The organism is Streptomyces zaomyceticus, assembly GCF_014656215.1.
GTDB lineage: Bacteria > Actinomycetota > Actinomycetes > Streptomycetales > Streptomycetaceae > Streptomyces > Streptomyces zaomyceticus.
Genome location: NZ_BNBZ01000049.1, coordinates 13,814 through 37,368 on the forward strand (window position 1 = coordinate 13,814; position 23,555 = coordinate 37,368).

The window sequence follows — 23,555 nt, forward strand, 5'->3', positions numbered from 1 at the left end:
CCGCCCCCTCTCGGCTCCGTGGCTACAGTGCGCCGGTGTACTCCTGGATCCAGGACCGCCAGGCGGCCAGGTCCGTGTAGACGGCGCCACCGACACCGCAGGTGTCGCTGCCGCTGCCGCTGCGGCTGGTGGCACCGGCCAGTTCGAGGCGGCCGTTTCGGTTGACCAGGGCCGGACCGCCGGAGTCGCCGTAGCAGGCGGTGTGGGAGGTGGTGCCGGCGATGCACAGCTCGCGACTGTTCACCATGCCGGAGCAGGAGCTGTCGGGCAGCACCTTGGTGTCCAGCTGCTTCAGGTAGCGGGGCGCCGAGGAGGAGCACCCGCGCTGCGGGCAGGTCTGCCCCCAGCCGAGCAGCCGGGTGGCGGAGTTGTCGGCGGGAGTGGTGGCGGTGATCGGAACGGGCGCCTGTGAGACCTGGCTGCTGAGGCGGAGCAGTGCTATGTCCTGACCGGCCATGCTCTGGCTGGTGGACGGGCGGACGATCTGGGAGACGCCGACCAGAGTGCCCCCGCTGAGATGGTCGTTGGAGCCTATCCGCACGCGCAGGGAGGAGGCCGGGAGTGCGCCGTTGCCGTACGTACAGTGCAGGGCCGTGACCATCCAGCCCGAGGAGATGAGCGAGGCGCCGCAGTAGTGGCCGCCGCCGTTGACCTGGATGGAGCCCATGAACGAGTAGGTGGAGGTGGCCTGTTCACCGCCGACGATGGGTTTCGGGGCGGCGGCCGCGGTACTGGCGAAGGCCGGGGCGGCGACGGCCACACCCAGGGCGATGCCCGCGGCGGTCAAGGAGCGAGGCAGGAGCATGGGAGATCCTTCGTGAGGACGACGTGGGAGGTGCGGCGGAGACGGGCCGATTCCTGCTCGTGGTATCGGTTGTTCGTGGCCCGTCAACCTGCCGTCCACAGGAGTATGTGAGGCGGTGGTAGCGGTCCACCAATGCCAGCGGCCCATAACGTCCTGGAGTACCAGGGGGTAGGCCCGGGCCTCGGAGACCGGGTGGAAGAAGGCCTCCGACTCGCACGGGGCGGTTCTCATTCGGCCTAGCGTCACGCGCTCCGGGCACGGACCGCTCATAGCGTGGGATGACGCTTACACGGCATCCAGGAGGACCCCGATGAGCAGTCGCAGCGTGGTAGCCGGCATAGCCCTGGCCATCGCCTCGGTCGCCCCGATGTCCGGCGTCGCTCACGCCCAGGATCTCGACTGCCGGGACTTCCGCTTCCAGGAGGACGCCCAGGCGGAGTTCGACCGGACCCCGGGCGACCCGAACCGGCTCGACGAAGATCAGGGACCGGACGACGGCATCGCCTGCGAAGCGCTGCCCAGGCGCGCCGGCACAGGCGCTGTGCCGCCGGTGAGCCCGAGCGCCCCCACCGTCGCGCCGGTGAGCCCGAGCGCACCTACCGTCGCGCCGGTGAATCCGAGTGCCAGTGCCGTTCAGCCGGCCCCCGTCGTCCCGAGCCGTGGTACCCGGGCGGGCATCGGTGGAGCATCCGGCCCGTCCGGTCTCAGCGTGGGCATGGGCCTCGCCCTGGCCGTCGGAGCCACCGTGGCGGGCGGCTACCTCACCGCACGGCGCCTCACTCGCAGGTTCGAACGGCCCTGAAATCTGCGGCGGCGCGGCCTCGCACCTCTCCAACCAGCGGGTTCTCGGCCGGCCCCGCGGAGGCGCCATCGGGCCTTCGGCGTAAAATGATCCGAATGAGCCCACTCCGATACGAGCTGGTGTTCTCCGACGACACGGGTTCGCCCCAGGACGTCGTGATCGTCGAGCGCAGCTCTTCCAAGGGGCCCGGTGGCCATCCGGTCTACGCCGACCCCACTGGCATCATCCGGGCGGAGATCAGCGACCTGGACGAGGTGCGCATCCTCGCCTCGGGCGGGCACCAGGATCCGACCCAGCAGGTCCTGGCCCGCCGTCTCACCGACGACGATCCGAAAGATCCCGCCGACCCCACCGCCTCCGCGGCCTGACCGGCTTCCCGGCCTCCCCCTTGCGCCGGTTGCTCGATCCGACAACTCGATCTGCTTTCACAGGCGTTCATGTGCCGAGCGCGGCTCAACGGCGAGGACCGGACCGAGCCGCGAGCGGCCGATCCGGTCCCTTCGTACGGTGTGGGTGTCGCAGGTGCGGGCTCTCGCCCGCACCTCGGTCCGACCGCCGGCACCGCCGCCGGTCGGCAGCTGCGGTGGGGGTCAGACAGCCGAACGGAAGGCAGGCAGGTATCCGCCCGACTGCCCGGCGGCCTTGGGGTGGTAGGAGTTGTACACCGGTACGGACAGGCTGTGCAGCCAGGAGTCCCCGGAGCAGATCTCGTGGCCCGTGAACTCGTCGACGACGCTGGAGAAGGCGAAGCCCGCGTTGGCCGCCTGCTTCGCCAGAACGCCGTTGAGGGTGTCGGAACCCCGGTTGATGGCCGCTCGCTCGGTCTCGCTGAGTCCGGCGATACAGCTTCCGGACAGCTGGTAGAACCGGGGGTACCCGAGAACCACCACGCGCGCCTGGGGTGCGCGGCTGCGGATGTCCCCGTAGAGAGCGGAGAGGCCGCCGGGCAGCGTGCCGTTCATCTTCACGACGGCGGCGTTCACGGCCGCGACGCAGGTGGCCTCGCTGTTCAGCACGCAGGTCTGCATGATGTCCGCGAAGCCGACGTCGTTGCCTCCCGCCGTGACGCTGACGAGGGTCGTGGACGAGTTGAGAGGGCCGAGCTGGCCGCTGCGGACGGACCCGGTGGTCGCACCGGAGCATGCGGTGAAGGAGAACGAGGAGGGGGAGTTGGCGGCTGCCCACAGGCGGGGGTACGCGTTGGCGCTGCGCCGGCAGTCACCGCTGTCCGAGAGGTAGCTCCCGGCGCCCACGCCGGAGGAGTACGAGTCTCCGAGGGCGACGTAGCGATGGCCGGCGGCGGTGGCCGGCTGAGCGACACCGAGGGCCGCGGCGGCCATCGCGAGTGCCGTTGACGCGGACAGCACGAATCTTCGCCAGAGCATGGCGATCAGCCTCAAATCCGGAGTGTGGGAGGTGAGTTGGTTGAACGCGACACTTCTAGCAGGGGGCGCGTACCGGCGGGTAGCCCCCGGTACGGATGTCTTCCGCTGGGGAGTCATGATTCTTTCTCCGCGCGTAGACTCGTCCTGATTTGGCCGGGGGCACGTGGCCCGGGCGCGCGGGGATCTCGGCGGGCCGGGGCCGGTTCAGCCCTACGGAGCCGAACGGGGCCCGGTTCGGCCCTACGGAGCCGACGCCCTTCGCGGTGAGCGTCAGCAGGACAGGTGACACGGCCGCACCCGGGGCGTCGCCGCCTCCGGGTGCGTCTCGCCCCGTGCGCGTCCCCCGCGCGAAACGGGGGCGCCGCGGCGCGCGTCGCCCCCGTCCTTCCTCCGGATTCAGTTCGGGGTGCTCACCGAGCCTGCGGCGGCGCCCTCGTGGCGGTCCGGGGCCGTGCCTGGGCGGACGGCCTCGTCGACGGCGCCGCTGTGGCGTTCGGCCCAGGTCTCGAGGGCCGCCCGGCAGGCGTGGTCGAGGTGGTGGACACCGGTGAGGTCCAGGACCACCCGGCGGTCGCCGGGCAGGGCTTCCAGGCTGTCGAGTATCTGGGGCAGCCGCAGGAAGGTGATCGTCCCCTGGAGCCGTACGCGGACCGCGTCGCGCCCGTCGTCGCTGTGCTCGATCCGCAGGTGCGAGGCCTCCCAGGCGGCCTTCGCGACCGACAGCACGAGACCGATCAGGACACCCTCGAACATGCCGACCACGACGATCGCCGTCGCCGTCGCCACGAGGACGAGGGCCTCACCCCGGTGACGGCGCCAGAGCGTCAGGACACTCTTGAACGGGATGAGCTTCCAGCCCGCGTGGACGAGGATCCCGGCCAGCGCGGCCAGCGGGATGTACGCGAGGACGGCGGGCAGCAGGGCGACGAAGAGCAGCAGCCAGACACCGTGAAGGACCCGGGACGCCTTCGTCCGGGCGCCGGCCTCGACGTTGGCCGAGCTGCGCACGATCACCGCGGTGAGCGGCAGGGCCCCGAGCAGGCCGCACAGGGCGTTGCCCGTGCCCTGTGCGAGGAGTTCCCTGTCGTAGTCCGTGCGCGGTCCCGAGTGAAGCCGGTCGACCGCCGCGGCGCTGAACAGCGACTCGGCGGAGGCGATCAGGGCGAACGCGAGGACCGTGCCGAGGAGGGCCGGGTCGGCGAGGGACGAGAGGGCGTCGGCTCCCGGGAGGTGGACGGCCTCCAGCACGCCGCTCACCCGCACCGTCTCCACCGGAAGGTCGAACACGGCGGTCGCGAGGGCGGCCAGCAGGACCGCCACCAGGGCGCCGGGCACCGCCCGGGCCCTGCGCGGCATCCGTCGCCAGCCGACGACGAGGAGGATGGTGCCGGCCCCGAGGGCGAGCGACACCAGGGCCGTACGGCTGCCCAGGGCCTCGACCAGGGCTCCCGGCAGACCGGTGAGCTTGTCGAGACCGGAGTCCGGGGCGGTACTGCCCGCCGCGGTGTAGACCTGCCCGGCGATGATGACCAGGCCGATGCCCGCGAGCATGCCCTCGACGACGGACAGGGAGATCGCGCGGAACCAGCGGCCCCAGCGGAGAAGTCCCATGGCGATCTGCAGCAGGCCGGCCGCCAGGACGATGACTCCGAGGGCGGGAAGGCCGAAGGCGCGGACCGCTTCGAGGACGAGCACGGTGAGGCCGGCGGCCGGGCCGGAGACCTGGAGGCTGCTGCCTCGCATCAGGCCGGTGACGATGCCGCCGACGATGCCGGTGATGAGGCCCAGTTCGGCGGGGACACCGGAGGCGACGGCGACGCCGATGCAGAGCGGGAGGGCGACGAGGAAGACGACGAGCGAGGCGGCGAAGTCCTGCCGCAGGAAAGGGAGATTGCGCGGCATCCGGACGTTCCTCCTCACAGCGCCTCGAAGGCGTCGGCCCCGGAGCGGTACTCCAGGACGGCACCGGTGTGCACCTCGTAGTACCAGCCGCGCAGGCGGAGCCGGCCGTCCGCCAGCCTCCGTTCGACGCACGGATAGGAGCGCAGGCGCAGGAGTTGGGCGAGGACGTGGCCCTGGACGGCTTGGCTGACGGTCGGGTCGTCGCGGTCCTCCGGGGCGTCGCCGGGGGCGGCGTGGGCGAGCCAGTCCCGTACGGCGGGCACGGCGCTCAGGTCGTCGCCGCGGACGAGCGCGCCCACCGCGCCGCAGTGGGAGTGGCCGCAGACGACGACGTCTTCGACGCCGAGGACCTCGACGGCGTACTCGATGGTGGCGGCCTCCCCGCTGGGGGTGCCGGTTCCGTAGGGGGGCACGATGCCGCCCGCCGTGCGCAGTTCGAAGAGCTGGCCGGGCCGGGCGCCGGTGATCAGGGCGGGTACGACCCTGGAGTCGGAGCAGGTGACGAACAGGACGGCCGGGGACTGGCCCGCGGCGTGCGGGGCGAACTCCTCAGGGCGCCGTCCGAATCGGCGAGCGTTGTCGATGAGGGGCTGCATGAAGGTTTCCTCCTGGCGCGCCTCGCGGCGCGTCGGGCTGACAGGTCGGCGCAGGGTGATGCCGACTGTCAGCAGAGGAACACCTGGAGGGCAGAGGAGTCACGGGCGTCCGCCGGTCTCGACCGGGTGTCCGGGCGGCCGGTGCGGCTGGCCGGCGGTTCAGTGAGCAGGGCGGTGCGGGTGCCGAGCGGAGGCGGGCCGGGCGGGCCGGCGGGCGCGGTGACGGCCCGCCGCCGGTCACGGTGGACGACGGAGCCCCTGGGGGTGTCGGCCTCCCCTCCCGTGGCGTTCGCGGTCTCGTACGACGAGGTCGGCGCGGCCGGCCCGGCCGACGCGGCATGCTGAAGGCGGGGCTGCTGGAGCTGGGGTGAGTGCCCGGCCGGGGCGGGCAGGACACAGGTGCCGCAGATGAGGGCGAACACGAGAAGGAGAGTCGCGCGCACGGCCACGGCCCGGTGGACGGACGACATCACGGACGCTCCTCCTTCCGGTGGAACCCCTGACGAGAATTCACCAAAGCAAGTGCAAGGGCGAGTCAAGGAAGAGTAATACGCCCATGTGAACGGGTCTCTGCAACACCCTTGCTGTACGAGAGTTTTCGAATGGAATCAGCCTGATGTTGACGCGAACAGCAGCGTCGGAACGGGTTCGCGCCATGAAATCAGTCAGGTCGGGACGACCTCACGGCTGTGCCCGCCTCCGGTGGGGAGGCGGGCACAGAACGTGTCGGTCACTCTCTGTCGGTCACTCTCTGTCGGTCAGGGCGCCCACGGTGCGGAGAGAGACCAGCTGCTGTCCGCGGAGAGGGCCTGCGGGCGGTTAAAGTGGTCGCCGCCGCCGCTGCCCGAGGCGATGTACACCTGGGACGCGTAGTGGCGGAGGTACGAGCCGGGGACGTTGATCGACTCGAACGTGATCCCCGTGCCGCCGACACCGGGACGGGCACAGAACGTGGCGTCCTGGCGGAACAGCGTCGTGCCGTCGTCGGGTGCGCTGCGCACCCGGCTGTCGGCGTGACGGAGGACCCGGCCGGGGTAGTTCACCGACTCGAACGAGTAGCAGGAGGAGTCGGCGAGCCCGCGTCGCACGGTGTATGTCGCGTCCTGCTTGAGCAGGACGCTGCTGCTCCCGTCGACGACCTCGGTGAAGGCCAGGCTGTCGGCGTGCCGCAGATACCGGTTGGTGTGGCCCCAGGTGGTCACGCGCAGGGACTGTCGCACGTCGGTGGGGAGCAGTACGGAACTGCGCCACAGGGACGGTTGTCCGAGGTTCCATGTCGCGTCCGCGGCGAAGGAAGCGGGTGCGTCCCAGGCGTTCGGGCCGCCGCTGCGCGCGAGGTACACCCCTTCGGCGTGGTGCCGGAGGTAGTGGCCGGGGTAGTTGAGGGATTCGAATGAGGTGCCGCCGGAGGCGAGGCCCGGCCGGCCGCACCAGGTCGCGTCAGCGGTGAAGGAGCCGCCGGTGTCCGCGTCGACACGCACCCGGCTGTCGGCGTGCCGCAGGTAGCGGCCGGGGAGGTTGACCGACTCGAAGGAGAAGCAGCGGGGGTCCGCCAGTCCGGCGACGGTCCGGTACGAGGCGTCCTGGCGGGCGCCGTCGGAGGAGGAGGTGCTCAGCACCTCGGTGCGGGCCGTGGAGTTCGCGTGCCGCAGGTAGCGGTCGGTGAGACCCGGCGTGGTCACCTGGAACGAACGGACATGGCCCAGGGTGAGACCGGCGGCGGCGTTGAGGTTGCGGGAGGCGCCGAGGAGCGCGCCGTGCGCCGCGCGCAGCCGGTTGGTGTCCACCTTCTGCACACGCCGGTCGTAGGTGAGGAGTCCGTTGTACTCGCCCTCGACATCGGTGATCTCGGTGTAGACGTATGCGGAGAGGCCCTTGGTGGTCATGAGCTGCTGGACATCGCGGACCATGCCGGTGTAGCGGTCGTTCAACTGCTCGCCGCTGAAGACCTGTTCGTAGGCGAAGAACTGTCCGTCGGGGCTGTACTCGTGGCCGGGCGTGCGCAGGCCGATGCCGCCGAACTCGCCGAGGACGGACACGCGGGTGTCCGAGGGACGCGGCGCGTCGGGTCCGGTGTAGACGTGCCAGTCGAGGATGTCCCCGGTGCCTGGATCTCCTTTGGAGACACAGCAGTTGTAGCCGCTGTGGGCGTTCATCAGCCGGGTCGGGTCGTAGTTCTCGAGGTCCGTGGTGACGCGCTTGGTGGCGGCGAGGTCCCATTCGCCCCAGCCTTCGTTGAACGGGACGTACGTGACGACGGCGGGCGAGAAGCGGTGCTCGTCGATGATCTCGCGGGCCTCCGTCTCCAGCTGCCCGGCCTGCGCCGGGGTGCGGCTCTGGTCGAACGCGGGGGTGGACGGGATGTCCTGCCAGACCAGGAGTCCGAGCCGGTCCGCGTGGTAGTACCAGCGGGCCGGTTCGACCTTGATGTGCTTGCGCACCATGTTGAAGCCGAGTTCCTTGTGCTTGCGCAGGTCGGACGCGAGGGCCTCGTCGGTGGGCGCGGTGTAGAGGCCGTCCGGCCAGAAGCCCTGGTCGAGGGTGCCGATCTGGAAGACGAACTCACCGTTCAGCGTGGGGCGCATGACCCCGTTCACGATCTTCTTGCCGATCTCGCGCATGCCGAAGTAGCTGGTGACGCTGTCGACGGAGGAGCCGCCGGCGTTGCGCAGCGTGACGCGCAGGTCGTACAGGAACGGGTCCTCGGGCGACCAGCGGCGGGCGTTCGGCACGGGGACGGAGAACTCGGTGAAGCCTCCGGTGGCGCTGCCGACTGCTTGTGCGCCGGAGAACGTCTCGGCCAGGACGGTATGGCCGCTCACGTCGCCGCGGGTGAAGACGCGGACGCGTGCCGTGTTGGTCGACAGGTCCGGCTTGATGTCGACGGAGTAGATCGAGGAGGCCGATGTGGGCTCCACCCAGACGGTCTGCCAGATCCCCGACGAGGGTGTGTAGAAGATGCCGCTCGGATTGTTCACCTGCTTGCCGAGCGGCTGCTTCTCCCCGCGCCCGTCGGTCGGGTCGTAGACCCGCACGATCAGCTCGTTCGCGCCGCTCCTGAGTTGCGGCGTGATGTCCACCTCGAAGCGGTCGTAGCCGCCCTTGTGCTGGGTGACCTGGGTGCCGTTGACGTAGACCGTGGCTTCGTAGTCGACGGCGCCGAAGTGCAGCTGCACCCGGCGGCCGTTCCAGCTCTGCGGCACGGTGAAGGCGCGCTTGTAGAACATCAGGTCCCGGTTGTCGTTGCGCATGATGCCGGACAGCGCCGACTCCACCGGATAGGGAACGAGGATGCGCTCGGGCAGGGTCTGGCCGACGGGCGGGGCGGCGTGGCGATCGACGTTGCCGGAACCGTCGGTCGGCGGGTTGAGGAACTCCCACTCGCCGTTGAGCGACATCCAGTCCTGTCGCGTCATCTGGGGCCGCGGGTACTCGGGCAGGGGGTCGGTGGTGGATACCTGGTCGGTCCACGGAGTCGTCAGGGGCGGCGACTTGGGCGCGATCGCGGCGGAGGCGCCACTGGTGAAGAAGGGACTTCCGGCCATGACCAACAGGGCCGCCAAGCAGGCGATGACGCGTCGCATCGAACTCCTTCGGGGCAGGGCGGTGCGCGGAATCCGGCGCGGTGCGGCCGAGGGCTCTTGCAGCGTGCGGAAGTCCGTGCGGGAGCGGCTGAGCGGCGCCAGGCGGGGAATGTGCGTCCCGCATTCGGACCCGAGTGCGCGTGGGTCCTGGCCGACGTGCGGGGAACGTAACATGAAACAAACTCGCACGGAACCACTCAGTAGCGAACAGGATCTCACCACTGTCGAACACGGAGGTCGCTGCGGCCATCCACGGTCGGCGTGGCCGTCCAGCGTCGGCGTGGCCATCCACGGTCGGCGAGCCTGGACGGCAGACGTCGGCTCACCGTCGAGCTCCGCGTCACGCGCCACCGCGCACGGCTACGGGGCGGTGGTGATACGCCTGACGGCTTCTCGCGTCAGCTCTCGGTCGTGCGGGGCGGTGTCGAGCGCGCGGTGGAGGGTGAGCCCCTCGACGAGCGCGTCGAGCTGGCGGGCCGTTTCGGCATCGAAGTGCCGTTCCAGCAGTTGGCGGCTGCGGATCATCCACTTCCGCGTCAGCTCTCGGTACTCCGGGCGCCGGGCCGCGAGGGTGTAGAGCTCGTGGGTGACGACCAGATCGCTCTGCGGTCCGTCGGAGAGCTCGTGGATGAGGTTGCCGACCGCTTCACGTGCCTCTTCGGGGCTGCCGGCCGCGTTCAGATGCCGCTCGAAGACGGCGACGACGTGGTCGGCGAAGCGGGAGAAGGCCTCGCGGAGCAGTTCGTCGATGCCCTGGAAGTGGTAGGTCATCGAGCCCAGCGGCACACCGGCGCGGGCCGCGATCTTCCGGTGAGAAACACCGGCGACGCCTTCTGCGGCGATGTGGTCCAGGGTGGCGGTGAGGATGCGCTCACGGCGCTGCGGGTCGGTATGTCCGGTGGCCATCGGAGCCGAGGCCTTCAGAGGTCCCGGACGGGCCGGGCGGGGCTGCCGACAGCGACGACGTCGGCCGGGATGTCCTTGGTGACGACGGATCCGGCACCGATGACGCTGTTGTCGCCGATGCTCACCCCTGGGCAGACGATGACGCCTCCCCCGAGCCAGACGTTGTTTCCCAGGGTGATGGGGAGCGCGGCCTCCAGCTTGTCGCGCCGGGGCTCCGGCTCCAGGGGGTGGGTGGGGGTGAGGAGCTGTACGTTCGGGCCGATCTGACAGTCCTCTCCGATGACGATCGCCGCCACATCCAGTGCGGTCAGGTTGTAGTTGACGAAGGTCCGGGCCCCGATGGAGATGTTGGTGCCGTAGTCCACGTACAGCGGCGGCCGCACCTCGACCCCTTCGCCCGCGGAGCCGAGCAGCTCGTCGAGGAGCGGCCGGGCGGCGACCGGGTCGTCCAGGAACGTGGTCCTGTAGGTCTCGGCGAGCCGCATGGCACGCCGCTGCCTGTCGGCGATCTCGGGATCGTCGGCGATGTAGAGGTCGCCCGCGAGCATGCGCTCCAGGCTGGTGCGCGGGTCGCCGGCGAAGTGGTCCACGGTCATGCGTACGATCGTACATTTGGAAGGTACGTTCGTACCTTCCGGCACGGAGAAGGGCGGAGCACGCGGCGGCGAACGAAGGGGTGTCGCATCGGCAGGCAGCCGTACACGGGGCCGGGCCCGGCGTGCCCCTCACGGTCACCGACGACCCGACGCGACCCGATTTCCCGGATTCCGGCCGCACGGGCCGGTTGCACCACGGGCCATCGGGTCGTCGTCAGAAAGTCAGGCCTGCCCCACGGCCGACAGCGCGTCGTGGGAGACGGCTCCGTGGGACGCCACGATCCGGGCGCTTCCGTCGGCGAGGTCGTAGCCCAGTCCGACGACGGCGACCTCACCCGCTTCGACCTGCTCCGACAGGACGCGGGAGCGTTCCAGAAGCAGGCTCACCGTGTGCCGTATGTGCTCGTCGATGATGTCACTGTCCTCGGTCAGGCCTGCGGCTCGCGCGGCCAGCACGCTCGGGGTGACGCGCTCGACGACGTCGCGGACGAAGCCGTTCGCCGTGAACCCGTCCTCGACCGCGGCCCGCGCCGCGGCGACGGCGCCGCAGGAGTCGTGGCCCAGGACGACCACGAGACGGCTGCCCAGCACGGTGGTGGCGTACTCGACGCTGCCCAGCACCTCGGAGCCGAGTACGTGGCCCGCGGTGCGGACCACGAACAGGTCACCGAGCCCCTGGTCGAAGATGATCTCCGCGGCCAGGCGGGAGTCGGAGCATCCCAGGACGACGGCGAACGGTTCCTGGCCCGGGGCCAGCTCAGCTCGGCGGGCGGCGTCCTGGTTGGGGTGTCCGGGCGTACCGGCCACGAATCGGCCGTTCCCGGCGAGGAGGGCTTCGAGGGCTACTGCGGGTGAGGTTCTAGGCATGCCGCCACCTTACGAGCCGCCTTCCGGTCGTGCGCCACCAGGCGTTCCTCAGGCCGCCGGGCCGGCGTCGCGGGTCCCGGGCCTCCACGTCGAGTCGGTGACCGAAGCGCGGCCGGTGAGCACTGCCGCACGGCCACAGGAAGAAGCCCCGGCGGCTGGACGCGTGCGATGACATCGCACTGTGGTGACCCCCCACATACGTTCCTGACCTGCCGCTTCTTACGGTGTGGCGCCGACCGGCACGCAGACTCCGACCGACGCGTCCGTCCGGGGGCCTCCACGCTCAGGCGAGTGCGTTCACCGCGAGGGCGAAGGCGCGGGGAAGCCGGGCCGCGGTCGGCACGATCCTGTCCGCCAGTCGGGGGCGTTGCCGAGCTCGCACCAGGCAGTCGGTCAGCAGCCGGTGCCGGAGGGTCGCCCGCCTCCACGCGGCTTCATACGCGCCGGGGGAGCCGCGACGCAGCTGATCGACCAGGACCCTGGCACCGGCGAGAGCCAGTGAGACGCCCTCGCCGGTGAGCGCGTCGATGTAGCCGGCGGCATCGCCCACCAGCAGGACCCGCCCGTGGACGCGTGAGCGGACCTTCTGGCGGAGGGGACCCGCACCACGCACGGCCCCGACCGCGGCCTGGCGGGGCAGAGCGGCCGCGAGTTCGGGGAAGCCGGCCAGCTGTTCGTCGAACGGCGCACGCAGTGAGGTCAGGAGCGCGACGCCCAGGAGCTGTGACCCGAGTGGGGTCACGTACGCCTCGCCGTGGGGACCCCAGTGGACCTCGACGTACGAGGAAGTCGGCGCCACGGCGTAATGCCGGCGCAGCCCGTAGCGAGGGACGCCCTCGCCGGGCATGCCGAGCCCCAGCGAACGTCGCACCGGCGAGTGCAGTCCGTCCGCGGCCACGAGCCACCTGGCGCGCACGCCCGTGGCGCCGTCGGAGACGCCGGCGGCGTCCTGACGCACGTCCCGCACGCGGACGGGCAGGACAGGGACTCCCGCGGCGAGGACCGCTGTGTGCAGGGCGGCGTGCAGGGCCGTGCGCCGCGCTCCCAGGCCGGGGCCGTGCCGGAACTCCGCCTGGGCGTGGTGTGGGCCCTGCCGGTAGCGGATGCCGGCGATCGGCCGGCCCGGCACGTCCAGTCCCAGCGCGCGCAGTTCCCTGACGGCCCCGGGCATCAGCCCCTCACCGCAGGCCTTGTCGACGGGATGGCCTCGCGGCTCCGCCAGGACGACGTCCAACCCCGCCCGCACCGCGTACAGCGCGGTGGCCAGCCCCGCGGGGCCACCGCCCGCGATCAGCAGATCGTGTGTGCGGGTCACGCCACGCTCACCCGCCCCAGGGCGTCGTTCTCACACCGGATGCGGACGGCGAGCAGGGCCGCGTTGGCCACCGTGAAGACCGTCGCGGTCAGCCAAGCGCTGTGCACCAGGGGCAGGGCCGCGATCTCCGCCACGACCGCGACGTAGTTCGGGTGGCGCGCGAAGCGGTACGGTCCGGCGCGCACGAGACGGGCTCCGGGGACCACGATGACCCGCGTGTTCCAGTACGGGCCCAGGGTCGTGACACACCACCAGCGCAGCGCCTGGGCCAGGACGACGACGGCCACCATGGTCCAGCCCAGTGCGGGCAGGAACGGCCGGTGGGCCAGCCAGGCCTCGGTCAGACAGCTCGCGAGCAGGGCCGTGTGCAGGGCCACCATGACCGGGTAGTGACCGCTGCCGTACTCGACGCCGAGGCGGGCCAGGGTCCAGGCCGCGTTGCGTCGCGCCACGACGAGTTCGACGAGGCGTTCCGCGGCGACGGCCGCCAGGAGGAGCGTGTACCAGAGCATGATCCGTGATTCCTCACCAGCGCAGGAGGACGAACTCGACACAGAAGCCGGGGCCCATCGCCATCATCAGGCCCCACGATCCCGGCGGCGGAGGGGCGTTGGTGGTGACGTCCTCCAGGATCCGCAGTACCGAGGCGGAGGACATGTTCCCCGACACGGCCAGGGCCCGGTGAGCCGAGTCGAGGGCACCGTCGGGAAGTTCCAGGGCGTGTGCCACCGCCGTGAGGATCCGTGGTCCCCCGGGGTGGCAGATCCAGGTCCCGATGTCGTCCGGGGTCAGGCCGTGGACGGCCAGGAAGGCCCGGAGGTCCGGGCCGATCCGGGCCTCCACGACATCGGGGATGGCGGCGTCCACCACCGGCCGGAACCCTCCGGCACCGATCGTCCAGCCCAGCAGATGCTCGGTGTCCGGGTAGAGGAGACTGCGGGTGGCCACCACCGCGGGGTGACCCGCCCGGTGGTCGTCGGCCCGCGCGGCATGCGCGACGACGGCCGCCGCACCGTCACCGAACAGGGCACCGGCGACGAGATTGGCCGGCGAGTCGTCACGCTGCTGCAGGGTGAGTGAGCACAGCTCCACGCTGAGCAGCGCGGCCACCTGGCCCCGATGGCCGCGCAGGTAGTCGTGGAGCCGGGCGAGTCCGGCCGCTCCCGCTACGCAGCCGAGCCCGAACACGGGAATCCGCTTCACATCCGGCCGCATGCCCATGCGCGAGGCGAGCCGGGCGTCGAGCGACGGCGCGGCGATACCGGTGATGGAGGTGCACACCAGCAGATCCAGCTCCGAGGGAGACAGCCCGGCGGCCTCGAGCGCGCACGTCAGAGCCCGTTCTCCGAGTTCCAGGCCGGCGGTCATCCATGCCGCGTTGGTCTCGCCGAAGTCCCCCAGAGCCGCGTACCGGTCGATGGGCAGAGCGAGGTGACGGGTCCGCACCCCGGCGGATCCGTGCAGTCGGCGCAGCACCGTGCGGTCCGCTCCGGGGGCGAGACAGAGGTCGCCGATCAGCTCGGTGAGTTCGTCCTGAGCGTATCGATGCTCCGGCAGGGCCGTACGGACGGCGGCGACGACGCTCTTCCACCCGTCGGGATCGGGCCGCAACCCGAAGGACCCGTCGGCGTGCACCGCCGGAGGCGTGACGGGGGCGAGCCGGTCGACCGTGGGGACACGCATGACGGGATGTCTCCTCACGACCGACGGCGCGATTACCTTGCTCCCGTGTCTCTATACCTCCCTGGTCCTCCGGTGCGAGCGACACACCGGATCGCGACGCTGCTCCACTCGTGCCACCCGGAGCCGACGCTCGCGGTGACGGTGTTCGTCACCGCTCTGGCCGCCACGTCGGGGCGGGGACCGGTGGATGTCGTGGCGGTCGGAGCGGCGGTGCTCGCCGGCCAGCTCTCGATCGGATGGTGCAACGACGCGGTGGACGCGGGCCGGGACACCGCCAGCGGCCGGCGCGACAAACCCGTCGCGGCCGGGGCTCTGCGCCCGCGGACGGCCGCCATGGCCGCCGTGGTGGCGCTCGTCGTCTGTGTGCCGCTCTCCTTGCTCAGCGGCCCTGCCGCCGCGGCTGTCCACCTCACGGGCGTGATCGCCGGCGGGTGGGCCTACAACCTGGCACTGAAGAGAACCCCGCTCTCGCCCGTCCCGTACGCCGTCGGGTTCGCGTCCCTGCCCGTCTTCGTGACGCTCGGCCCGCCGTCGCACGCCTGGCCCGCCTGGTGGGCCGTGGCCACGAGTGCCCTCCTCGGTGTCGGCGCCCACTGGGTGAACGCGCTGCCGGACATCGCGGACGATCTCGCGACGGGCGTCCGTGGTCTGCCCCAACGCCTCGGCCCCGTGGCCTGTCGCCGGCTCTCACTGGTCACGATGCTGGCCGCGGTCGCGATCGTCACCGTGTACCCGCCCGGGACGGCGGGCGCACCGGGCTGGGTGTGTGCGACGGCAGCGGGATGCGCCGCGGCCGCCGGCACCGTCCCGAGGTGGCGTGAGGGCAGCCGATGGCCGTTCCGGGCGGCGATCGCGGTCGCGGGGCTGGCCGTCGTGCAGCTCCTGTCACGGGGCTCCCTCATCGTCTGAGGCCGGAGTGCGGGTGTTCTCCACCTCCGGGTGCACGCGGAGGCGCTGTTCCTTCCAAGACATCGGTCGACGGCCGCTCCGGTTGCCGGTCCCACCCACGTGAGTGAGCTTGGAAAGGGGATCCGAACGGTACGACCCCTCACCCGATCGCCCTTGCCCCCAGGAGGAAACATGGCGCACTCCGAGCAGGACCCGAAGCGGCAAGAAGGCCCGATGGACGGCGGTGCTGCCGGCACACCCGACGTCCACGACGGAGGTGCCGACAGCGGCGCGGACGGAGGTGCCGACGGAGGTGCCGACAGCGGAGCCGACGGAGGCGCGGACAGCGGTGCCGACGGAGGTGCCGACAGCGGAGCCGAAGGCCCGGCGGACGGCGGCGCGGCCGGCACACCCGGCGTACACGACGGCGGCGCCGACGGCGGAGCCGAAGAGGCCGGCGGCAGCGTTTGAGCGCCATTCCCACGTCGCTTCGGGACACGGCCGCGGATTTCGAGGGCCGTGTCCTGGAGACACATCTGATCGGACTCAGCCACGAGGAGTTCGCTCTGGACGTCTGGGGGCGGGCCCCGCTGCTCACCCGCGGAGTCAGAGACTTCTCCGACCTGTTCTCCGCATCCGCGGTGGACGAGCTGCTCTCCCGACGCGGGCTGCGCACGCCGTTCCTCCGCGTCGCCAAGGACGGCTCCACCGCCCCCGAGTCCTCGTTCACCTCCCCGGGAGGAGTCGGCGCGGCGGTCGCGGACCAGCTGGACGACACCGCGTTGTGGCGGAGCTTCGCCGACGGCAGCACTCTGGTCCTGCAGGCACTGCAGCGCACCTGGCAGCCGGTCGCGGACCTCGCGACGCGGCTCGGCACGGAACTGGGCCACCCCGTGCAGGCCAATGCCTACGTGACCCCGCCGCAGAACCGCGGCTTCGACGACCATTACGACGTCCACGACGTCTTCGTCCTGCAGGTCACCGGTACCAAGCGCTGGATCGTCCACGAGCCCGTGCACCCGGACCCGCTGCGTGACCAGCCCTGGACCGCTCACCGCGCCGCGGTCGCCGAAGCCGCGCGGACAGAGGCGTACATCGACACCGTGCTCGAACCCGGCGACGTCCTCTATCTGCCGCGCGGCTGGCTGCACGCCGCCGAAGCGCTGGGCGCGGTGTCGATCCATCTGACGCTCGGCGTCCACACCTGGACGCGACACGCGCTGGCCGAGCAACTCGCGGAGGCCGCCCTCGCGTTGCTGCGGGAGGACGGGGAGATGCGCGGGTCCCTCCCCCTGGGCGTGGACGGGCCGGGCGACGAACTCGCCTTCGTGCGGCGACGTCTCGCCGCCGCACTCACCGAGGCCGACCCCACTCCCCTGTTCCACGGCACCCGCCGCGGCCAGGCACGCCCCGCGCCCATGGGACCGCTGGCACAACTCGGGGCTCTCGACAGCCTCGCGCCCGACTCGCCGGTGCGGCTTCGCGAGGCGTTGGAGGCAAGGCTGGTGGGTCGGCGCCTCGCCACGCGCGTCGGGTGGCTCGACCTCTCGGAGGCCGACCTCCCATCGGCGCTCCGGATCCTCGACGGCGGCACCCACCCTGCGGGCGACCTCGGTCTTCCCTTCGTCGAGCGACTGCTCCGCGCAGGCGTACTGGTGCCAGCCGAGTCATGAGAAAGACGCGATGACGACTCCGGCACGATTCCTCTGCGCCGACGCCGCTCGCCTGCGCGGCGACCCGATCGCAGGCACGGCGCCGTACGGCTCGGTCTGGATCCTCATCGAGTACCGGGCCGGATGGCCGTCCAACGGCTTCGAAGGAATCGATCTCGAACCCGAGGTCAAGGCACGGGTGAACTCCGCCGCACGGTCGATGCGCGCCCGCGTGCTGCTGATCAGGCGCCCCGGCCGCCGTCGGCCGGACGAACGGCCGCGGTGGGCCGTCCTTCGCCACGAGAAGGACGGCGCCCACAGCCAGGAATGGGGCATCTGGGACGAGGACAGGGACCTGGCGGGAATCGTCACCGCCCTGGACGCGCCCGGAGAACGGGGCCGCCCACCCGTCGTCCTCGTCTGTACCCACGGCCTCCACGACACCTGCTGTGCCGTCCGCGGCCGTCCGGTGGCACGTGCGCTGAGCGAGGGCTGGCCCCAGCTGGTGTGGGAGTGCACGCATGTGGGTGGCGACCGGTTCGCCGCCAATGTCGCCGTCGCACCCGACGGCGTCTACTACGGCAACCTCGACGCCCTCTCGGCAGTCACGGTGGTCGAGGAGCACCTGGCGAACCGCATCCACGCGGACCACCTGCGCGGATACACCGACCTCGTTCCGCCCCAGCAGGCCGCCCTGTCCGCTGTGCTCCACCACGCGGGTCCGTCGGGACGGCACGACTACGTGATCGAGGAGACGGTCCGGGACGACAACCGCTGGCGGATCCGCGTCGCCGGCATCCTGGCCGGACTGTCGACCTTCGAGGTCGAGATCCACGCTCGGCGAGCACAGCCACACCGGCTGACCTGCCGCGGCCTGTCCGCCGGCTCAGCGGTGTACTACGAAGTCACATCGCTTCGCGTCGGCTGATCGCCTTCGGGCGAGATTCCCTGCCGCGGTGGCGGAAGGCCGGGTCCTGACGGAAAGGACGGCGACCGTGCTCGCCTTGCCGGTCGGTCCGGTCCGCGCAGGACCGGCGCGGTCCGAGGGCCTCGCGGCGGCGCGGCCGGACACCGAGCCCGACTTCAGACCGCCACTGTCTCGCGCGCCCCTGCGCGCTTGGTGCAGGCCAGGGTGGGTAGCCGCCTGGGCATGGCCGATCGGACATCTCGCACGGCTCGACGCGTCTTCAAGAGGACGGTTCCCGGGCCACTGCACGACGAGCGCAGCTGGGCCTTCCACCTCGGCCCCGGCGGCCGGGACCTCGTCCTCGGCATCGAATGGCTCCGGGAGGCGTTCCTGCTCCGCGAGCCGGGCTATCCGAGCGGTATCACCGTGCCCACGATCGTCGACATCCCCACCGGCCACGTGGTGACCAACGGCTTCGAGCGCATCACGCTCGACCTGGGGAGCCGGTGGGCGGCCCATCAGCGCGACGGTGCGCCCGACCTCTGTCCGGAGAGGTGGCGCGACGAGATCGAGGACGTGGCCGACAAGGTCTACCGCGATGTCAACGACGGCGTCTACCGGTGCGGGTTCGCCGGCGGCCGGCAGGCCTACGACGAGGCCTACCGAAGGCTGTGGGAACGCCTGGACTGGCTGGAGGAACGCCTCGCAGGCCGGCGCTACCTCGTCGGCGACACCGTCACCGAGGCCGACGTACGCCTCTTCCCGACCCTCGTCCGCTTCGACGCCGTCTACCACGGCCACTTCACATGCAACCGGCAGAAGCTGACCGAACTCCCGGCTCTGTGGGCCTGCGCCCGGGACCTTTTCCAGACGCCCGGCTTCGGTGAAACGATCGACTTCGCGCAGATCAAGGCGCACTACTACGTCGTCCATCACGACATCAATCCGACCGGGACCGTTCCCCGGGGCCCGGACACCCGCGGTTGGCTTTCGCCGCACGGGCGGGAAGAACTCGGCGGAAACCCGTTCGGCGACGGCACACCGCCCGGCCCGCCGCCTCCGTCGGAGCGCGTGCCCCCGCTCGGCTCGACGACTGTCGATGTTTGAAGTTGAAACGATGGCGCAGAAGCAGAGGTAGACGATGGAATTCACAGGAAATCCACCCCTCGCCATCGGGAGGAGATACCAGTGAAACTCGGCGTGGGCCGACACGGCTACGGCTGGGGAAGACACCGGGTCTTCGCCAGGTGGACGCCGCGCGCCCTCGTCCGCCGAAGCCTGGTTCGATTGACCAAATGGGAGCTTCACTTGATGGCATGGAGCGTTCGGATGACGTTCCGACGTGCCTTGCATGCCGTGCTGCCGACGCCATTTCGACACAGGGTGTAGGCGGCTTCGGGGCAAGACTCCAGAAGGGATGAGCCATGAGTGCTCGAGAAAAGGCCAAGGCGCAGATCGAAGAAGCGACGGGTAAGGCCGTCAAGAAGTCGGCTCACGCCGTGGGCAACGAGAAGCTGGCGGCCAAGGGCGCGGCGCTGCAGGCACGCGGAAAGGCCCGTGGCCTCAAGGAGAAGGCGAAGGACAAGCTCTCTTGATCGCTTGATCTCGGGAACGGGTGCTGGTCCGTGTCGCGCCTCCTGGCGGCGACCACCACGCACGGATGAGGAATTCACACCGTGAGACAGAAGGAATCATGGGAATAATCGCTTGGATCCTCCTCGGGCTTCTCGCAGGCATCATCGCCAAGATGTTGATGCCCGGGAAGGACCCGGGCGGGATCATCGTCACCACGCTCATCGGCATCGCCGGCGGCCTGCTCGGCGGATGGCTCGGCAAGGTCATCTTCGACGTGGACTCCATCGACGGGTTCTTCGATCTCTCCACCTGGATCGCCGCCGTCGTCGGAGCGCTCATCCTCCTCGCGGCCTATCGTCTGCTCGCACGGCGCCGGTGACTCGGCAACCGCCCTACTGGATCGACGCCGACGGCCGGCTCCTGCGCTCGCCGGCCGGGACGGTCGCTCGATCGAGTGGTTCCGGCAGATCAGGGCCGGCGATCACCCGAGTCCAGGAGAACGTTTCCTCATCGGGCAGTCGGGGGTGCGGAGAGGGCGTGGCACGGAATGGACGCGGTACGGGAGTCGGCCCGAGCCGGGCGGATCGTGTTCTGGGAGGAGTCCGCCCGGGACGGCGCACAGGCCAAGACCCTCATGGGGGCGGGGTTCCGCGTGCGGCTGGCCCGTGAGACGGGCCGGATCTTCGGTGCCGACGGCCCCCGGCACGTGGTGTTCGCCGCCGGCTTCCCGGCTGTCTGTGCCGAGGAGTTCGAGGCCGTGCGCCAGGTCGCGATCGAGGCCGAAGGCGCGGTGAGTGTGGCCGCGGTGTGCCGGGGCGTGGACCGCGACGTGGAGCAGGCCGTCGCCTCGGTACGCGGCAGCCGGAACGCACGGGTGATGGTGGTCGTACCCGCCTCGGACGCGATGGCGCGGGTGATGGTCCACCGTACCGCCGCCCAGGCCCTCGAAGCCGCTGTCGACCTGGTCAAACGGGCCCGCGACCGGGACGACTCCGTGGCCGTGGACATCTGTCTGGCAGACGCTTCGCGCGCCGACGCCGCGCTGATGGCCCATCACTCCCAGGCCGTCACCGACGCGGGTGCCGGGCTGGTCGTCCTGGCCGACACCGTCGGATCCCAGCTCCCCCACGCCTGCCGCGACATGTTCACCCGCGTCCGGTCGGCATGCGGCCCCGAGGTGGCGCTCGCCTCCCACCTGCACAACGACCTCGGGCTCGGCCTGGCCAACACCCTGCAGGCACTGGCGGCCGGGGTCCGGGTGGTCTCCAGCTCCTGGCTCGGCATCGCGGAGCGGGCCGGCATGGTCGCCACCGAACAGCTCCTCTTCCTTCTCGCCCGCCATGGCGGGGAACTGCTCGGAGCGGACTCGGCACCGTGGTGGACGGCCCCCGACCTGACCCGGCTGCCCGTCATCGCCCGCATGGTGGCGTCGGAGACGGGTGCGCCCCTGGGTGTCACCACCCCGATCGTCGGCACCGGCGTCGGCACCATCTCCACGGGCACCCCCTTCGTCCACCCCGAGCTGTTCCAGCCGTACGACCCCCACGAGGTACTGGGGATCGAACCGCACGTGGTCCTCACCCAGCTCGCCAGCGCACGCGTCGTCACCGCCGTCGCCGCCCGCCTCGGCCACACCCTCGACCCGGACCAGACCCGCGCAGCCATGGACTGGGCCAAGACCCGCGCCTACCGAACCGGCCGGTCCGTCACCGACGACACCGCATTCGCCACCTATCTCGAAGGCCTCACCCGGACCGCTGCGGGGAGCACCCCGTGAACACCGCTGAAGGCGCGCCGACCCGCACACCCGCGACCCTGGCCCGGGCCCGCCGGGCCCTCCGCCACGGCACGGCGGTGGTGCTGCCCAATCCCGCGCCCCTCACCCACGTCGTCACCGCGACCACCGCGACCGCCGTCAACCGGGCCAAGCACCGGCCCGCCGGCCAGTCCGTCGCCCTGTGGGCCCACCACCAGGACACCCTCGGCACCCTCACCGGGCTGTGGGACCTCGCTCCCCGCCACCGCACGACGGCGCTGCGCCTGCTGGCCGAGGAGCACCTCACCGTCCTTCTGCCGGTGCGGACTCCCGGCGCGCTCCCCTCCTGGCTGGAGCCTGCGGTGAAGGACGGATGGATGCTGCTGTTCGGCGCCCGCTGGCAGCCGCTGCACTCCCTGCTGGACGACCACCCCGTGCTGTACGTCAGCAGCGCCAACATCACGGGCAGCCCGCCCGCAGCCGACACGGCCGGGGCCCTCGCCATGTTCCCGCCCACGGTTCCGGTCCTGCACCTGACGGACGCCGAACACCCGCCCCCTCACATCGGGACGCAGGTGCGACGGGCGACCACCACGGTCCGTGTGGCCCCCGACGGACGACTTCAGCTCCACCGCCACGGCGCGCAGGACCACGGCCACGGCTCGGCCGACGACTATCTGCGTCATCTCCACACACGTTGCACCGACTCGGCCGGGCAACAGAGGTAGTCGCCCTCCGGGCCTCTCCGAGCCACTCCGAGCCGTTCCGGAAGCTCCGCTCACGCCTCCCATAGCGGCTGAGCGCACTTAGCCGTCCGTAACTATGGTGTCCCACCACATACGCCCCTGACCTGCCGCTTCCTACGGTGTGGCGACACCGAAACGTCCCCGTCATTGCCTGGAAGTGGTGCTCATGGCCGCCGCAACAACCTCCCCGACCCCGCCCGGTTCCCTCAAGCGCATCGTCGCCGCCAGCCTCATCGGCACCACCATCGAGTGGTACGACTTCTTCCTGTACGGGTCCGCCGCCGCGCTCGTGTTCAACAAGCTGTTCTTTCCCGAGTCCGATCCGCTGGTCGGGACGCTGCTGTCGTTTCTGACGTACGCGGTCGGGTTCGCCGCACGGCCCCTCGGGGCGCTGGTGTTCGGGCACTACGGGGACCGGCTCGGGCGGAAGAAGCTGCTGGTACTGAGCCTGCTGCTGATGGGTGGGGCGACGTTCGCGATCGGGCTGCTGCCGACGCACGCGACCGTCGGGTCCGCCGCTCCGGTGCTGTTGACCGTGCTGCGGCTCGTGCAGGGCTTCGCGCTCGGTGGTGAGTGGGGCGGGGCCGTCCTGCTCGTGTCCGAGCACGGGGACGCCAAGCGGCGCGGGTTCTGGGCCTCCTGGCCGCAGACCGGCGCGCCGGCCGGGCAGTTGCTCGCGACCGGTGTGCTGTCCGCGCTGACCGCGCTGCTCTCCGAGGCCTCCTTCACCGCCTGGGGCTGGCGCATTCCGTTCCTGCTCTCCGGTGTGCTGGTGATCGTCGGCCTCTGGATCCGGCTCTCCGTCGACGAGTCGCCCGTGTTCAAGGCGGCGCTCGCCGCCGCCGAGGAGCGCAAGGCCGTCGCCGGGCAGGTCGAGAAGATGCCGCTGGTCGCGGTGCTGCGTCACCACTGGCGCGATGTGCTGATCGCGATGGGCGCCCGTATGGCGGAGAACATCTCGTACTACGTGATCACCGCGTTCATCCTGGTGTACGCGACCACCCAGGTCGGCCTCTCCAAGCAGACCGCCCTGAACGCCGTCCTCATCGGTTCCGCGGTCCACTTCGCGGTCATCCCGCTCTGGGGCGCGCTGTCCGACCGGCTCGGTCGCCGTCCCGTGTACCTCGTCGGCGCGATCGGCGTGGGTGCCTGGATGTTCCCGTTCTTCACGCTCATCGACCGGGGCACCTTCGGCAGCCTGCTCCTCGCGGTCACCGTCGGTCTGGTCCTGCACGGGGCGATGTACGCGCCGCAGGCCGCCTTCTTCTCCGAGATGTTCGCGACCCGGATGCGCTACTCCGGTGCCTCCATCGGCGCCCAGTTCTCCTCCGTGGCCGCCGGCGCTCCCGCCCCGCTCATCGCGACCGCGCTCCTCGCCGACTACGGCAACTCGACGCCGATCGCCCTGTATGTGATCGCCGCCGCGCTGCTCACCGTGGTCGCCATCGCCTGCGCCAAGGAGACCCGCGACCGCGACCTCGGGGAGATCGAGGAGCGGACCCCCGCCGATGCCAGGGTCGGCGCCGACGCCTGAGACACCGCCGGGCGAACACCCGCGTACGGCCCCGTGCCCCGCTCCTCGAGGAGCGG

At 71.1% G+C, this 23,555-nt stretch carries 24 protein-coding genes; 12 read left to right on the forward strand and 12 right to left on the reverse strand.

What is annotated here, in order from left to right:
* Positions 1 to 22: 22 nt before the first annotated feature.
* The gene (locus tag IE311_RS34700; protein WP_189835871.1) at positions 23 to 805 is read right to left on the reverse strand and encodes a S1 family peptidase; all 783 of its coding nucleotides are present in this window, start codon (positions 803 to 805) and stop codon (positions 23 to 25) included.
* A gap of 310 nt (positions 806 to 1,115) precedes the next feature.
* Here IE311_RS34700 and IE311_RS34705 point away from each other — a divergent pair, with 310 nt between their 5' ends.
* Both IE311_RS34705 and IE311_RS34710 read left to right on the forward strand, forming a co-directional pair.
* Positions 1,116 to 1,607 (forward strand): RAD23 family protein, encoded by a 492-nt coding sequence (locus tag IE311_RS34705; RefSeq protein ID WP_189835872.1) that lies wholly within the window; start codon positions 1,116 to 1,118, stop codon positions 1,605 to 1,607.
* 95 nt (positions 1,608 to 1,702) lie between these two features.
* Positions 1,703 to 1,975, forward strand: a complete 273-nt coding sequence (locus IE311_RS34710; RefSeq protein WP_189835873.1) for a DUF6296 family protein — start codon at positions 1,703 to 1,705, stop codon at positions 1,973 to 1,975.
* Positions 1,976 to 2,197: 222 nt separating this feature from the next.
* Here the strand turns inward: IE311_RS34710 and IE311_RS34715 are convergent, their stop codons facing one another.
* The 11 genes from IE311_RS34715 to IE311_RS34765 form a co-directional block, all read right to left on the reverse strand.
* Positions 2,198 to 2,992, reverse strand: coding sequence for an SGNH/GDSL hydrolase family protein (locus tag IE311_RS34715; protein WP_189835874.1), 795 nt, complete (start codon positions 2,990 to 2,992; stop codon positions 2,198 to 2,200).
* Positions 2,993 to 3,388: 396 nt separating this feature from the next.
* Complete coding sequence (locus tag IE311_RS34720) at positions 3,389 to 4,894, reverse strand: SulP family inorganic anion transporter (protein WP_189835875.1); 1,506 nt, start codon at positions 4,892 to 4,894, stop codon at positions 3,389 to 3,391.
* Positions 4,895 to 4,908: 14 nt separating this feature from the next.
* On the reverse strand, positions 4,909 to 5,490 hold the full coding sequence (locus IE311_RS34725) for a carbonic anhydrase (protein WP_189835876.1): 582 nt from the start codon (positions 5,488 to 5,490) through the stop codon (positions 4,909 to 4,911).
* Positions 5,491 to 5,558: 68 nt separating this feature from the next.
* Positions 5,559 to 5,963 carry a hypothetical protein gene (locus IE311_RS34730; RefSeq protein WP_189835877.1) on the reverse strand — a complete coding sequence of 135 codons (405 nt, stop codon included), beginning with the start codon at positions 5,961 to 5,963 and terminating at the stop codon, positions 5,559 to 5,561.
* A 285-nt stretch (positions 5,964 to 6,248) separates the two neighbouring features.
* On the reverse strand, positions 6,249 to 9,074 hold the full coding sequence (locus tag IE311_RS34735) for an AbfB domain-containing protein (protein WP_189835878.1): 2,826 nt from the start codon (positions 9,072 to 9,074) through the stop codon (positions 6,249 to 6,251).
* 360 nt (positions 9,075 to 9,434) lie between these two features.
* On the reverse strand, positions 9,435 to 9,980 hold the full coding sequence (locus IE311_RS34740) for a TetR/AcrR family transcriptional regulator (RefSeq protein ID WP_189835879.1): 546 nt from the start codon (positions 9,978 to 9,980) through the stop codon (positions 9,435 to 9,437).
* Between the two features lie 14 nt (positions 9,981 to 9,994).
* The gene (locus IE311_RS34745; RefSeq protein WP_189835880.1) at positions 9,995 to 10,576 is read right to left on the reverse strand and encodes a sugar O-acetyltransferase; all 582 of its coding nucleotides are present in this window, start codon (positions 10,574 to 10,576) and stop codon (positions 9,995 to 9,997) included.
* 222 nt (positions 10,577 to 10,798) lie between these two features.
* The gene (locus tag IE311_RS34750; protein ID WP_189835881.1) at positions 10,799 to 11,443 is read right to left on the reverse strand and encodes a carbonic anhydrase; all 645 of its coding nucleotides are present in this window, start codon (positions 11,441 to 11,443) and stop codon (positions 10,799 to 10,801) included.
* 283 nt (positions 11,444 to 11,726) lie between these two features.
* Positions 11,727 to 12,758: an NAD(P)/FAD-dependent oxidoreductase gene (locus IE311_RS34755; RefSeq protein ID WP_189835882.1), complete on the reverse strand. Its 1,032-nt coding sequence runs from the start codon at positions 12,756 to 12,758 to the stop codon at positions 11,727 to 11,729.
* The gene (locus IE311_RS34760; protein WP_189835883.1) at positions 12,755 to 13,270 is read right to left on the reverse strand and encodes an isoprenylcysteine carboxyl methyltransferase family protein; all 516 of its coding nucleotides are present in this window, start codon (positions 13,268 to 13,270) and stop codon (positions 12,755 to 12,757) included. The genes IE311_RS34755 and IE311_RS34760 overlap by 4 nt, the downstream gene beginning before the upstream one ends.
* A gap of 13 nt (positions 13,271 to 13,283) precedes the next feature.
* A complete protein-coding gene (locus tag IE311_RS34765) occupies positions 13,284 to 14,441 on the reverse strand; it encodes a type III polyketide synthase (RefSeq protein WP_189835884.1) in 1,158 nt (385 codons plus the stop codon).
* Between the two features lie 6 nt (positions 14,442 to 14,447).
* Between IE311_RS34765 and IE311_RS34770 the strand changes: the two genes are divergently transcribed.
* The 10 genes from IE311_RS34770 to IE311_RS34815 all read left to right on the forward strand — a co-directional run bounded on the left by IE311_RS34770 (position 14,448) and on the right by IE311_RS34815 (position 23,499).
* Entirely contained in the window at positions 14,448 to 15,350 is a 903-nt protein-coding gene (locus tag IE311_RS34770) for a UbiA family prenyltransferase (RefSeq protein ID WP_189835885.1), read from the forward strand.
* Positions 15,351 to 15,521: 171 nt separating this feature from the next.
* Positions 15,522 to 15,800 (forward strand): BatC protein, encoded by a 279-nt coding sequence (locus IE311_RS34775; protein ID WP_189835886.1) that lies wholly within the window; start codon positions 15,522 to 15,524, stop codon positions 15,798 to 15,800.
* Entirely contained in the window at positions 15,797 to 17,002 is a 1,206-nt protein-coding gene (locus IE311_RS34780) for a cupin domain-containing protein (protein ID WP_189835887.1), read from the forward strand. The genes IE311_RS34775 and IE311_RS34780 overlap by 4 nt, the downstream gene beginning before the upstream one ends.
* A gap of 10 nt (positions 17,003 to 17,012) precedes the next feature.
* Positions 17,013 to 17,909, forward strand: a complete 897-nt coding sequence (locus IE311_RS34785; RefSeq protein WP_189835888.1) for a sucrase ferredoxin — start codon at positions 17,013 to 17,015, stop codon at positions 17,907 to 17,909.
* 15 nt (positions 17,910 to 17,924) lie between these two features.
* Positions 17,925 to 18,995 (forward strand): glutathione S-transferase C-terminal domain-containing protein, encoded by a 1,071-nt coding sequence (locus IE311_RS34790; RefSeq protein ID WP_373314027.1) that lies wholly within the window; start codon positions 17,925 to 17,927, stop codon positions 18,993 to 18,995.
* Positions 18,996 to 19,312: 317 nt separating this feature from the next.
* On the forward strand, positions 19,313 to 19,483 hold the full coding sequence (locus IE311_RS34795; protein WP_189835889.1) for a hypothetical protein: 171 nt from the start codon (positions 19,313 to 19,315) through the stop codon (positions 19,481 to 19,483).
* Positions 19,484 to 19,581: 98 nt separating this feature from the next.
* On the forward strand, positions 19,582 to 19,842 hold the full coding sequence (locus IE311_RS34800) for a GlsB/YeaQ/YmgE family stress response membrane protein (protein ID WP_189835890.1): 261 nt from the start codon (positions 19,582 to 19,584) through the stop codon (positions 19,840 to 19,842).
* Between the two features lie 168 nt (positions 19,843 to 20,010).
* Positions 20,011 to 21,240: a 2-isopropylmalate synthase gene (locus IE311_RS34805; protein ID WP_189835891.1), complete on the forward strand. Its 1,230-nt coding sequence runs from the start codon at positions 20,011 to 20,013 to the stop codon at positions 21,238 to 21,240.
* A complete protein-coding gene (locus IE311_RS34810; RefSeq protein WP_189835892.1) occupies positions 21,237 to 21,947 on the forward strand; it encodes a hypothetical protein in 711 nt (236 codons plus the stop codon). The genes IE311_RS34805 and IE311_RS34810 overlap by 4 nt, the downstream gene beginning before the upstream one ends.
* Positions 21,948 to 22,131: 184 nt before the next feature.
* A complete protein-coding gene (locus IE311_RS34815) occupies positions 22,132 to 23,499 on the forward strand; it encodes an MFS transporter (RefSeq protein ID WP_189835893.1) in 1,368 nt (455 codons plus the stop codon).
* Positions 23,500 to 23,555: the final 56 nt, after the last annotated feature.